This is a genomic window from Psychrobacter pasteurii (assembly GCF_900162815.1).
GTDB lineage: Bacteria > Pseudomonadota > Gammaproteobacteria > Pseudomonadales > Moraxellaceae > Psychrobacter > Psychrobacter pasteurii.
The window spans coordinates 1-13,513 of record NZ_FUGD01000025.1 but is presented as its reverse complement, the minus strand read 5'-3'; the positions used below and the strand labels follow the sequence as shown (position 1 = coordinate 13,513).

Here is a 13,513-nt window from a genome sequence, read left to right as displayed (position 1 = left end):
AGGCTTTACTGATCTTTGGCTTTATAGCATCTATACCACCGCTTTGATATTGCTTCACCCATTTATGTACAAATTGTGGGTTTACATTAAACTTCTTAGCTGTGGCAGCTTCAGTATGTCCTTGCCTATAGTATGCTATGACTTTTATCTTAAAGTCTAGGTCGTAACGCATAAAAATACCCCATAAGTTGTGTCCAACTTATGGGGTTCAGTTCAGTTGCTCTTTAACCTTTTTTTATGCCTCAAATTTTAAACCTAGCCTTTGATAGCCTAGTAGTTACATTAAGGTCTTTAAAGTATCTGAAGGCTTTAGATTGCCTTGCTCATCCACTCTATCCCCTTTATCTCGCTTAGGTACGACCGTTAACTTAGCATCACTTTCAAAGATTACGGCAGCCACTTCTTCATAATCGTTAATGCCTTCACTGCGCATGGCACATTCAATTTCTTGACGAGTTAAACGCTCTTCACGCATAGCGTCAGGTAAAAATTGGCCTTGATAAAACACCACGCGAGGCTCAGACAAAATGGTGCTGGCAAACTCTGGTGAGATGGAGGCGTACTTAGTCACTAGATATTGCAAGGTAAGCAAAGTGATGATTGATGCCATGCCTTCAATAATAGGCACATTTTTTAAAATGATAGTACTGGCCCCTATAGAACCAATCATCACCGTTACCACCCAATCAAAGTTATTCAGCTGCGAGGTGGAGCGCTTGCCAGATACTTTGTGTAATAACACAATGCAGACATACACCACTGCCGCTGAAATCACCATCCTTACTAGAGTCTGTCGGCTGTCAAAAAATAACATATCCATAACTTATGAGGTATCCTTTAGTCTATGACAAGTTGGCTCACAGAGTTATTGTTTGGCTGTCCAGTCTAACATCGTGTCCAGCACGTAGCGAGCTTCATAAGTGTTAAACGGCTGATCTCTAGTCGAGCCATTAATGATGCCAACCACCACATAATCTTGACCAGATTGCCCACGAACATAGCCTGCCATCGAGGTTACATCGTTTAGAGTTCCCGTCTTAATCCAAGCCCTGCCTATGGCTGCAGAGCTAGGTAGTCTATCCGCATGCTCAGTGATGGTGCCGCTAACGCCAGCCACACCTAAGGAGTTCACATAGGTATCAAAGTTTGGGTGGTTATAAGCAAAGCTGAGCAATTCGGCTAAATTTTCTGCCGTCACTGTGCAGTCGCGACATAAGCCTGAGCCGTTGGTCATCACAGGAGGTAAGGTGGTTAGGTTGCTTTGCCACCACTGATTGATGGTTGCCAGTGATTTTAAATAGTCAGACTGCTGGGTTTGTCTAGACTTGATTACCTTAGTGATAGGCTTAGAGTCAGGCTCTTCAGACTTGAGCTGAACCTGGGTATACAAAGGTAGGGTTAGGGTCACTTGCTCAGTCATCACGTTGTTTGAGTAGTGGTTGATGTCATAAATTTGTTGTGACAGCGGTAATGAGGGATAGCTGACAAACGGTAGAGGTGAAGAGGGTAATAATGAAAAAGTAGAGGTCAAAGCAGAGTCTTTGTCTGTGCCTGCAGTCATATCAAAATAATTGCCATACAAGCTTTTTACAGGAGCTTCTGTGTTGATTATATCTCCTGAGACAGTGTTTCCTAGTCCTAGAAACTTAATATTACCCGATAAAGTATTGCCTAGGTTTAACCACTGGTTTTTTACCACTTTTTTGGCAAAGTCTTTGGCATCGGGATAAGCAATATAAAACGTATGGTTGCCACAGCTTTCTGGTAGCGTTCTATTAAACACCAGTGCTGAATCTCGCCAAACCGGAGCTAGACTTGATCGAGCCGATGAGCACCTGCCGGTAGAGGTATTGGCAAGTGTGTCAGGCATCTCATAATCTGCCAATCGCGGCTTATAATAAATTTTGGAGCGGCCTTTTTGACTATCGTTTAATAAAGGCACTGCGGTCACTTCTACAGAGCTAAAATTAATCAATAAGCCGTCAGGGCTAGCGTTGTAAGGTCTTAGAGGATCATTGTCAAAGGCTGCAGGGTCTTTAGTGACTCCTTGGAATACTGAGCTGTCTAAGACGATATCGCCTTTGATGTGCTGAATACCTGCTTTTTGGACCTGCTCTAATAGCTTATTTAGACGCTGTGTGGTCAGTTTAGGATCGCCACTGCCTTTGATAATCAAGTCACCATACAGGGTATTGGCTGAGACAAATCCCGTGTGATATACCTGGGTAAACCAAACAAAGTCTGGGCCTAACAAGTCCAAAGCCACAAAGGTGGGAATGAGCTTCATGGTACTAGCAGGGGTGCGAGGTAAGTCTGTTAGGTGTCTGACTGGAAACTCTAAGCTTGGAGCAGATTTAACGATTTCGGCTGAGCCTGCCTGCCCACTGTTTGTGGTGCTGGCTTGATCTATAGCTTGGCTGGCAGTCTGATTACCCGTTTGATTGGCAGTTGAGCTGCTAGCAGCAGGTGCAGCGGTACTGCCTTGCTGAGTAGAAGAACTTGGCTCTGAAGTAGCCGCTACAGGCTCTACTATAGTGTCTTGAGTTTCAGGAGGTAGGGCATCTGCATCTGAAGAACCCTGTGACCCCAAAGCTTTGGCTTCTACCGGCTTGACGACTTCGGGCAATCTGCTTTTTTTAGAAGTAGATTCTGCAGTGCTATTTGTCGCAGCATTCACCGGCATAATAAGTAAGCTAATGTCTTCGGAGCTAATTTTAGCGCGATTTAACGCAGACTCTACAGGAGCTGGAAGTTGAGCTTGAGCCAATGGAGATAGACCTAGGCACAGACTTAACGCAGCCGCTATTTTTTTGAAGGGCAGTGTGCGAACAGGCTTGTGTTTATCCGTATGACGAAGGGCTAGGGAAGTCGGGCGGTTTGGTTGAGACAGAGTCATAAGTTTACAATCGTTGGTTGAATTTAAGACAGCGAAAATTAATTAAAACCCATTATTATAGCTGCTCAGACAGTTAATAAACACTGAGGTAAGGACAAATGGTCAGCTAAGGGCAGGGTTAAATAAGACGCCATTTAACAATAATTAAGGGACTGATGGCTATATTAGATTGGTAACATTAAATTAGGAAACCCATTTACTTAAGATGTAAAAAAGCCATGGCAGTAATTAGAGCATCATTATAAGCATCGTGCGCTTCTAATTCAGGCAGCTTTAATTGCTGACAGATAGCACTTAGCTGCTGAGCTTGATGTGAGATGCCTTGAGTGCGATTGCCACTGTACCGGTTGTACAAGTCACGTATGTCGATAACTGAATTGGGCAAGGCAGTTCCCATATAAGACTTGGTTATCTGATTTAAAAATCCTAAATCTAATTGCGGACAGTAACCAACGATAGGTCTATTGCCGATAAAGGGGAGTAGACGATCCAACATCTGCTCATAACTTAAGCCACTCTCCACATCTAAAGGACGTAGGCCGTGAATGACAATGGTGTCTTTTTTTGGCATAACTGGAGGACGGCAAATTAAGTGTAAACCCTCGCCACTTAGTATCTGTGAGCCATTAATATGAATGGCGGCAATAGATAGCAGATGGTCTTTTTTGGGATTTAACCCAGTCATTTCACAGTCAATAGCGACCCACTGATTGGGGGCTGGTGGCTGGAACATCTCTTTGAATTCGGGACGAGTCAGTTGCCTTAGGTACCAAGCGGACTTTAGCTGATGCACTAGATTCATAATCCCTGCCTATCTGTTGCTCTAAGCAATATCTAATTGATAGCGTTGACGCAGCTCGTTTTTGAAGCTTTTTACCACGTTGAGACATTCTTTTAATAAGTCTCTTTCAAGCGCCGATAACATGGCGGGGTCCACCTCTCGAGCCAGCTTATTATCAGTAGCCAATGCAATATCTAATCGCCTTGCCATAAAAAACTCTAAGGTCTCATTTAAAGTTTCTGCACGCTTAGGGGTAATAACTCCCAAGCTGGCCAGTTGCTTTAACCGAGCTTTGGTACTGGTGACTTCAAGAATATCATTTTCTAGAGCCAAGGCGCGAATTCCATGCACTAGGGGAAAGATACCGGCTTTTTTTAAGTCAATTTCTTGTGGCATGGGTTTGCCGATTAAAGGCACAAACTTCTTCCACCACTGATTGACCTCTCCAAATTGCAAAGCTGCTTGAGCAAATCCCCGTACAAACATAGGATCTGCACTGCGATGGGCAATTTGAAGGTGTTTACGTAGCCCCTCAAGTAATCGCTCATCACCGCAGACATACGAGGCATCTAACAAGGAGGAGAGCCAGATAGCATGCTCAGGCTCTTTTTGACTAAACCACAGAGATACTTCTGATTTGAAGCGGTTTAAAGGTTGTCGCCATAAGGGATTTGTCATCATGATATTGCCCTCACACAGAGGATATCCCATTTCTGCTAGCGCATGATTAAAGGTTTCGGCATAGTCAGCAAGATTGGGATCACTAAAGCCATTACGAATAATCAGGGCATTATCTTGGTCGGTGCGCATGATTTGTTCGCCGCGCCCCTCAGAGCCCATAACAATAATACAAGTATTTTCATAGACCATATCTGGCACAATTAAACGCCATAATTTGGCAAAAACGTGCGCATTTAAGGCCTGAACAATACGGCTAATAACCCCGATCTTAATGCCATTATTATGTTGGGTACGAATATACTGGCCGATATGCTCAACCGGTATTTTTAGGCTTTCAATACTATTGGCTTGTTCAACTTGTAGCGTAATCAGCTGTGAGTGGTGACTCAAAAAGGCCAATAAGTCACTTTGACCCAGCACCCCAATTACCTCCTCATTTTCATCTAAAACGGGAAGACGGTGAACTCGATAGCGAATCATGGCCAATAGTGCTTCACTAATGTCTTGCTGATGAGAGACTGTGTGTAGTTTGAACTTGGCATAATCTCGGCACAAGGCGGTGCTCATGTCTATTTGATCACTGACTGCACGGCAGATGTCTGCATCGGTTAAGATGCCAAGATTGCTTTGGTGCGAGCGGGTAGGGTGACGCTCTACGGTAGGAGTGCGCTTGACCAGTACATGCTTTAAGCCCGCTTTGGTCATGGTCCTGGCCGCCTCAAACAAAGTGGCCGTTTCAGAGATGGTGTGCACATCGAGCATACGAATGGCGGTAACGGGCTGCAGCATCAACTGCTGTGATTCAGCTTGTGTACCAGTTATAGAGCTACCCAAAGAGTAATCCGGATACAGCGGTGAGCCACTACTATAGCTTCGTTCGCTATAAGCCTGCATGCGTTCAGCCAGCTCACCACTTAGTAACTTGCGGATATGACGGTTTTGTACCGAAAGTCTATCTATTGCCTCAGAGTTAACTTGAAGTAACAGGCTGTCTTCTAAGGCATGATAGCGATACTCTGTACTGCTATGCTCTTGAGAGAATTCTGAAGCGTCATGAGTAGCAGGGTCATTGGCATATAAAGGTGCGCCCATCTCATCTACTGGCTGCTTGCGAGCATCAAACCAATCGTTACTAAAATTGGTAGCCGCAAAGTCATGCAGCTCATCACCATTTAAAGTTTGCTGGATACGCCCCTTTAACACCACATAAAAGTAATGATTATCTTCAGCAGTTAACGCTTCGTTTTTAGCCAAATAACGAATTTGGGTTTGTTTTTTGAGACTTTCACGTTCGCTTGAGCTTAAAACGTCAAAGGGAGGCTGCGTAAAATCTAGCCTTGTCATGAACCACTCCCTGGTTGTATTTCTGCGTAATCGGCTGGGTTGAATTGTTTAGTAGGTAATCTTAGTTAGTAGATAGTCTTATTTAATAAGCATCTTAGCTAAGCAGCGTTTTAATACGAGTGATGGCTTCCCGGCTTTCTTCCACACTGGCTACCAAGGCTAATCTGACAAAGCCTTTGCCAGGGTTGGTGCCATTAACTTCTCGTGATAAATAGCGGCCCGCCAAAGCGTTGATATTTACCTTTTCAAATAAGGCTTTCACAAAAGCTTCGTCATCAGGTTCACCTTGCTCATCTTTAAATTGCTCGGGTACCTGAACCCAAAAGTAAAACCCAGCATCAGGTTTACTAAGCTTTAGAAGCTCTCCAAGCTCACTCATCCATAAGTCGAATTTTTGTGCATAAAGCTGACGGTTTGTTTCAACATGAGCCTCATCTTGCCAAGCAGCAATAGAGGCCAATTGATGATGAATAGGCAGCGCGCAGCCTTGATAGGTTCGGTATTGTAGGTAAGGTTTGAGTAGATTTGCATCACCAGCCACAAAGCCTGAGCGTAAACCCGGCAAGTTTGAGCGTTTCGATAACGAGTGAAAAACGACACAGTTTTTATAGTCATGGCGACCAAGACGTGCACAGACTTCTAGCAGACCTACTGGCGGGGTATCAAAATAAAGCTCGCTGTAGCACTCATCACTGGCAATGATAAAGTCATACTGATCAGATAACTCAATTAACGCTTGCCAGTCAGCTTCACTAAATACAGCGCCCGTTGGGTTGTTGGGACTACAGACGAAAACCAATTGAGTGCGCTCCCAGACCTCACTGGGAACAGAGCGATAATCTCCCTTAAAGTCATTATCTTCCTCACAAGCCACAAAATAAGGCTCTGCTCCAGCTAGTAATGTGGCACCCTCATAAATCTGATAAAAAGGGTTGGGCATGACCACCAAAGGCTTGCCGGCATCCTCTTGTGCCTTGCTTAAGTCAATAGCCGCTTGAACGAAGCTAAATAAGGCCTCTCGCGTACCCATAACGGGGATAATCTGTGAGTCAGTATCAATTTGCGATAGCTTAAAGCGGTTGGTTAACCATTGGGCAATGGCTTGACGAAGCTCTAGTAAGCCATTGGTGCTTGGGTAGTTTTGTACTTTATTTAAGTTATCGGCCAATACTTTGAGAACAAAAGCAGGCGGCTCATGCTTAGGCTCACCAATACCCAGTTTAATGGTCTGATAATTACTGGCCGCTACTGAGTCTTGCAATAGGGTAGCCATCTTGGCAAAAGGGTAGGGATGCAGCAAGTCTAATTTTGGGTTCATGGTCCGCCTATTTATGATCTTCTTTGATTATTTACGTTCTTCTGTGAACTTTTATGCCTTTTAGCCACAAGGGGTAAGTACTTGTATTAAAATACTTTTTAGGCGCTCAAGCTTAGCATCACTGAGCATCGCATCGCCTCTATCACTTATATAAAACATATCTTCAGCACGCTCTCCTAAAGTGGTGATTCGGGCAGCATGGACTTCGATTTGCTCATTCAAAAACACTTGGCCGATACGGGCTAATAAACCAGGCTGGTCTAGGGTAGTCAGGCTCATCACGTGCTGTCGACTGGCCTCATTATAGTTAAAATCAATGGTGGTTGGTACTTGAAAGTTCTTTAGCCTGCGTGGCAAGCGCTTTTGTACCAATTTTGGAGACTCTGGATTTTTAAACGCTTCAATTAAGCGGCGACTTAGCTCTTCTTGAGACTCGGGGTCCGTTAATAAAGTGCCATGGCGATCTAGTAACACATAAGAATCTAGAGCGAAGTCACGGGTTGCCGTAATAATTCTAGCGTCCAGCACATCTAAGTCCATTTGATCAAATACCGCCATAGTAACCGCAAATAAGTTGGCTTGATTTTGAGTGTAAATAAAGATTTGTACCGCATCAAGCGCCAACTCTCGGTGCTCACGCAGCACAATAAGAGGCTCACTGTTGGTATCTGAGGCTTGTCCAATAGGAGGGTGGTTCAAAATGGCTTCAGTATGCCACATAATGGCTTCAGGAATTTCGCGCAAGAAGTACTCATCTCCCAGCTCATCCCATAAGGCCAACACCTCTTCTCTATTCATATGCTGATTGTCTACTTTATCTAGCATGGCTAGAGCCTGCTGGCGGGTAGTGGCAATCATTTCTTGACGGTTGGTTGGGGCATCCAAATCTGCCCGTAACAGTCGGCGCGTTTGCGTATAAAGCTGCTTCATTAAGGTGGCACGCCAGCTGTTCCAAAGCTGAGGGTTGGTCGCATTCATATCGGCGACAGTTAAGACGTATAAATGGTTTAAATGGGTGACGTTCCCCACAAGATTGGCAAACTTAGTGACCACTTCTGGGTCAGAGATGTCTTGCTTTTGTGCGGTCATCGACATCAATAAGTGGTATCGGGTTAACCAACCAATTAGCTTGGCATCAGCCTCACTCATACCGTGACTTAAGCAAAATTCAATGGCATCAATTTCACCCAACTCACTATGATCCCCGCCACGTCCTTTAGCGATATCATGGAAAATAGCGGCCAATATAATAATCTCTTTACGTTCGATACGCTTGTAAATAGAGCCCACTAAGGCGAAATCATCTTTGTATTTAGGATCCGTAAAACGGTGCAACATACGGACCAGTAATAAAATATGAGCATCTACCGTGTAACGATGGAATAAATCATACTGCATTAAGCCCACAAGATTGGCGAACTGAGGTAAGTAATTGGTCAATACCCCATAGCGTTTCATAATACGCAGACGCTGATATAAATAGTTTTGCTCTTTTAGGTTGGCCAAAAACAGCTGTTTGTGCAGCTCAGTGTCGCGGTAGCTTTGATCAATCCCTCGGGCGGCAATCTTTAGGGCCCGTAGAGTACGAGTACGGATTTTCTTAATCCCATGCTGCCCCATTAATAAGAACATCTCCAAGATGGCTTCAGGGTGCTGAGCAAATACGTGGTGATGGGCAATGCCAATTTGATCGCCCACTTGGTTGAAGCGAGCATTCAACACAGACTTTATAGGGCGCTCTGACTCAGGAAGACGGGCTTCAATGATGGTTTCATAGTAGTGAGAAGTGAGCATTTCAGAGAGCGTCGAAATCTGCATGGCACAGCGATAATAATCGCGCATGAAGTTTTCAACAGCGGCATTGGGCTCATCTTCTTCTGTTTGTTCATAGCCCATAAGCTCAGCAATATCACGCTGATAGTCAAATAGTAGCTTGTTTTCGTTGCGGCCCGTTAAGTGATGCAGATGATGACGAATAAGCCATAAGAAGTCTTCTGCAAATACAAGCTCATCAAATTCTCTTTCAGTTAAGAACTCTTGAGGTACCAGGTCATACAGCTTGCCGATTCGAAAATAACGCTTGGTTATCCAGCCAATGGTATGGATATCCCGCAAGCCGCCGGGTGATTTTTTGATGTCGGGCTCAAGGTTGTACTCGGTACCGTTATGACGTAAATGGCGGGCACGAGCTTCTGCCATCTTTGCTTCATAAAAGTCTTTTTGAGACCACAGTTGCTGTACGATGTCGTTAGGGACCTGACTTAGACTTTCATTACCCACTAACAGACGCGCTTCAAGCAAGTTAGTAGCGACAGTAATATCTGTAGCTACTTGTAGGCAGTCTTGTATGCTACGTACTGCCAGTCCTGGCTCAATGCCAATGTCCCAAAGTCTGGCCACGAAAGCATCTACTTTTTTATTTGCTTCTTCATTTAAGTTGTCAGGAGACAATAATAAAATATCGACATCTGAATAGGGAGAAAGCTCGCCACGCCCATAGCCACCTACGGCAAATAAGGCCAATTCGGTCTGTGATAATTCATGTAGCTCAAATAACTTAATAAGTAGACTGTCTATTGCATCAGCACGGGCTTCAACCAAGCTTCTTATGTCTGTGCCTTTGGCCAAGGCAGCTGAGATGTCATCTTCAACCTGTTTTAGCCAGTTGGGTATGCCTAAGTTTCTAGACTGGGCAGAGGAGACGTTTGATAGGTCAGGTAACTCAGTGATTAAAGCGTCGATTGAGTCGGGAATAAACATGTTGGAATCCAAGCGCAGTCTAAAATTAAAAAGGGGTGTTAAAAAGGGGTTATAAGTGATAAGACGGTTAACAGGGATAAAGGACGTGCCCACCGTTTATCTCACTGTTCTTTTAAAAAGCAGGCCATAATAAAGAGCAGCTTAATTTAAACAGTATAGAGCTATGTTAATCAGGTTTGCATCATTTTTGCCAAAAAAAGACTGCCTAAGCAGTCTTTTTTTTATTAAATTAAGCAGTTAAGAAGCTTAAGTCTTCTTCTGGACGGGTAGTGAATACTTCACAACCATTGTCTGTCACCATTAAGGTGTGTTCCCACTGGGCCGACAGTTTACGGTCTTTAGTAATGGCGGTCCACTGATCTGGTAAGATCTTGGTCTTCCAAGTGCCTTGGTTAATCATCGGTTCGATGGTGAAGGTCATACCCGTTTTAAGTTCCATGCCTGTGCCCTTACGGCCATAGTGCATCACTTGTGGCTCATGGTGGAACTGGTTACTGATACCGTGGCCACAGAACTCACGAACGATACTAAAGCGCTCAGGCTCTACCACTTCTTGAATAGCAGCACCGATGTCACCTAAGTGTGCCCCATTTTTAACAGCGGCCATACCAGCATAAAGAGCCTTTTGTGCCACGTCACAAATACGCTGTGCCATGATTGAGCCTTCGCCGATGATCCACATTTTTGAGGTATCGCCATAATAACCATCTTTAATCACGGTCACATCAATATTGATGATGTCGCCGTCTTTTAGAATTTTATTATCGGTCGGGATACCATGACACACCACGTGGTTTACTGAAGTACAAACCGACTTTGGAAAAGGCGGATGACCATAGTTTAGTGGGGCAGGGATAGCGCCTTGAACGTCTACGATGTAGTCGTGGGCAAGCTTGTTTAATGCTTCCGTAGTTACGCCTTCTTTAACATGCTCATCAAGCATAACTAAAACATCGCTGGCAAGCTTACCAGCAATGCGCATTTTTTCGATGGCTTCTGGGCCAAGTATTAAATTGTCTGTTTTACTCATAGTGTTTTTGTTTTTCAAATGGGTTTAGAGAAATAAAAGACGGCTGATGTATCAGCGAGGCATAGCATTGGCCACGCGCAGGGAGGATCAGGGGTCTGATAACGAAAGCTGCTTACTTTGTACTTGCTTTGGCTTATCTTTTTTATAACAGTGAAGCTTTGTATATAAAAAGAGCAAAGCGATTTGGACAAATGCTATTTTAGCAAGTGAGCTATTATACCATAGCCTTTAGGGTCAGTTATTTATAGATGTGTTATGAGCGATAGACATAGGTTAACTGAAGTAAGAGCTATCAGACATAGCCTGCGTTAATTATAGGTAGCGGAAGGCTTCTATCTTTGCTTTATTTGTGGTAAAATATCGACCTTATTTTCTTTCTGTCTTATGGGTAACCAATAGGTTGCTTCTTGAGGCAATAGTTAAAGTAAATATAGATTCATTTATTATTTAACCAATGACACACACATTGCGTTTAAGAATTGCTGGGTGTTTATCGGCTTGATTAATTTGTTTGGTTGCCTTTAGTTATATGACTTAGGCGGGCTAAATAAAACAAATGCGTGTCGATAAATCGGTGATTTTTGCAGTGTGGAGGCATAACCCAATTTTACTAAGGAATTCACATGTCAAACAGTCCAACTAACATGCCAATGCGCGACCTTTTACAAGCGGGCGCTCACTTCGGTCACCAAACTCGTTTTTGGAACCCAAAAATGAACCAATATATCTTTGGTGCTCGTAACAAAATTCATATCATCAACCTTGAGCACACTGTTAAAGCGTTCAACGAAGCATTGACTTACGTTAACGGTTTAGCGGCTAAGAACAACAAAGTATTATTTGTTGGTACTAAGCGTGCAGCAAGTGGTGTAATCCGTGAGCAAGCTTTACGTGCTGGCATGCCATATGTTGACCATCGCTGGTTAGGTGGTATGTTGACTAACTGGAAAACTTTACGCCAGTCAATCAACCGTTTAAAAGAGCTAGAGAAACAAGCTGAAGACGGTACTTTCGCTAAGCTAACTAAGCGTGAAGCGTTAGAGCGTACTCGTGCAATGGAAAAACTAGAGCGCTCTTTAGGTGGTATCAAAAACATGGGTGGCCTACCTGACGCTATCTTCGTTGTAGACGTTGACCACGAAGCCATCGCTATTAAAGAAGCTAAAAACCTAGGTATCCCAGTTATCGGTATCGTTGATACTAACTCAAACCCAGACAACGTTGACTACGTTATCCCAGCTAACGATGATGCTATCCGTGCTGTAACTTTATACGTTACTCGTATGGCTGACGCTATCATCGCTGGTAAAGAATACGCTAAAACACAAGCTGGTGGCGCTGCTGAAGCTCCTGCTGCTGAAGAAGTTCAAACTGAAGAAGCTGCTGCTCCTGAAGCTGACTCAGCTGAGTAATAGAAGTAACAAGCAGAAGAACTGAGTTAAGTAACATTTTTTAGACGGTGCTGTAACTCAGCTTAAATAGCTGAATGGTGAAAAACGGTATTACTCTAAATCGTTACTTAATCTCATAAGTACTCTATGACTTATTGCGGCATGATGTGGAAACCCTCGTCATGCCCTTGTCATTTTATAAACTTACACTGCGTTATTTATTGAATAATTTTCTACACCATAACTACTCAAATAGAGGAAAAGATATGTCTAAGATTTCTGCTAAATTAGTAAAAGAGCTTCGTGACCGTACTGGTCTTGGCATGATGGAATGTAAAAAAGCCCTAGAAGAAACTGGTGGCGATGTTGAGCAAGCAATCGACAACTTACGTAAATCAGGTCAAGCTAAAGCAGCTAAAAAAGCGGGTAACATTGCAGCTGACGGCGCTATCGTTATCGCTCAAGAAGGCAACAAAGCACTTCTATTAGAAGTAAACTGCCAAACTGACTTCGTAGCAAAAGATGATAACTTCACTGCCTTTGCTAACAAAGTAGCTGAGCTTGCTCTAGCGAACAACACTACTGACGTAGCTACTATCTCTGAATTAGATTACGGCAACGGTCAAACTGTTGAAGAAGCACGTGTTGCTCTAGTACAAAAAATCGGTGAAAACATCCAAGTACGCCGTGCAAGCATCGTTGAAGGCGAGAACTTAGCATCTTACCGTCATGGTCTACGTATCGGTGTTGTTGTTTCTACTGAAGGCGGCAACGAAGAAAGCGGCAAGAGCCTAGCAATGCACATCGCTGCATTCAACCCAGTAGCGGTTAACGATACTGATGTTCCTGCTGATCTTCTAGCACGTGAAAAAGAAATCGCTGAAGCTAAAGCTCGTGAGTCTGGCAAGCCTGACAATATCATCGAAAAAATGATCGAAGGTGGCCTACGTAAGTACCTAGACGAAGTAGTATTAGTTCGTCAAGCATACGTAATGGACAACGAGAAGAAAGTTGGTGACGTACTTAAAGCTGAAGGCGTAACGGTTAAAAACTTCGTACGCTTTGAAGTTGGTGAAGGTATCGAGAAGAAAGAAGAAGACTTCGCTGCTGAAGTTGCTGCTGCACAGGCTGCTGCTGCAAAATAAGCTGAAGACTATAAACAGTCAGCTATTGGCTTGATTGTTTAACTTCTAAAAAAAGCCCATCGCATTTCTGAACTGAACCCCATAAGTTGGACACAACTTATGGGGTATTTTTATGCGTTACGACCTAGACTTTAAGATAAAAGTCATAGCATACTATAGGCAAGGAC

At 43.7% G+C, this 13,513-nt stretch carries 10 protein-coding genes; 2 read left to right on the top strand and 8 right to left on the bottom strand.

Going from position 1 to position 13,513, the window contains the following annotated elements:
* The 8 genes from A1232T_RS00495 to map form a co-directional block, all read right to left on the bottom strand.
* Positions 1-172 (bottom strand): helix-turn-helix domain-containing protein (locus A1232T_RS00495; protein WP_143513924.1); only part of this gene is annotated, 172 nt, incomplete at its 3' end.
* A gap of 105 nt (positions 173-277) precedes the next feature.
* The gene (locus A1232T_RS00490) at positions 278-820 is read right to left on the bottom strand and encodes a DUF421 domain-containing protein (RefSeq protein ID WP_077447535.1); all 543 of its coding nucleotides are present in this window, start codon (positions 818-820) and stop codon (positions 278-280) included.
* A gap of 45 nt (positions 821-865) precedes the next feature.
* Positions 866-2,896, bottom strand: a complete 2,031-nt coding sequence (locus A1232T_RS00485; RefSeq protein WP_077447534.1) for a D-alanyl-D-alanine carboxypeptidase/D-alanyl-D-alanine-endopeptidase — start codon at positions 2,894-2,896, stop codon at positions 866-868.
* 196 nt (positions 2,897-3,092) lie between these two features.
* On the bottom strand, positions 3,093-3,698 hold the full coding sequence (locus A1232T_RS00480) for a 3'-5' exonuclease (RefSeq protein WP_077447533.1): 606 nt from the start codon (positions 3,696-3,698) through the stop codon (positions 3,093-3,095).
* A 21-nt stretch (positions 3,699-3,719) separates the two neighbouring features.
* On the bottom strand, positions 3,720-5,702 hold the full coding sequence (locus A1232T_RS00475; protein WP_077447532.1) for a DUF294 nucleotidyltransferase-like domain-containing protein: 1,983 nt from the start codon (positions 5,700-5,702) through the stop codon (positions 3,720-3,722).
* A gap of 94 nt (positions 5,703-5,796) precedes the next feature.
* Positions 5,797-7,020 carry a succinyldiaminopimelate transaminase gene (gene dapC / locus A1232T_RS00470; RefSeq protein ID WP_077447531.1) on the bottom strand — a complete coding sequence of 408 codons (1,224 nt, stop codon included), beginning with the start codon at positions 7,018-7,020 and terminating at the stop codon, positions 5,797-5,799.
* Positions 7,021-7,080: 60 nt separating this feature from the next.
* On the bottom strand, positions 7,081-9,780 hold the full coding sequence (gene glnD, locus A1232T_RS00465) for a [protein-PII] uridylyltransferase (RefSeq protein WP_077447530.1): 2,700 nt from the start codon (positions 9,778-9,780) through the stop codon (positions 7,081-7,083).
* A 229-nt stretch (positions 9,781-10,009) separates the two neighbouring features.
* Positions 10,010-10,810: a type I methionyl aminopeptidase gene (map, locus tag A1232T_RS00460; RefSeq protein ID WP_077447529.1), complete on the bottom strand. Its 801-nt coding sequence runs from the start codon at positions 10,808-10,810 to the stop codon at positions 10,010-10,012.
* 623 nt (positions 10,811-11,433) lie between these two features.
* Here map and rpsB point away from each other — a divergent pair.
* Together rpsB and tsf are read left to right on the top strand one after the other, a co-directional pair.
* Positions 11,434-12,222: a 30S ribosomal protein S2 gene (rpsB, locus tag A1232T_RS00455; RefSeq protein WP_077447528.1), complete on the top strand. Its 789-nt coding sequence runs from the start codon at positions 11,434-11,436 to the stop codon at positions 12,220-12,222.
* Positions 12,223-12,467: 245 nt separating this feature from the next.
* Positions 12,468-13,346, top strand: a complete 879-nt coding sequence (gene tsf / locus A1232T_RS00450; protein WP_077447527.1) for a translation elongation factor Ts — start codon at positions 12,468-12,470, stop codon at positions 13,344-13,346.
* Positions 13,347-13,513 lie beyond the last annotated feature (167 nt).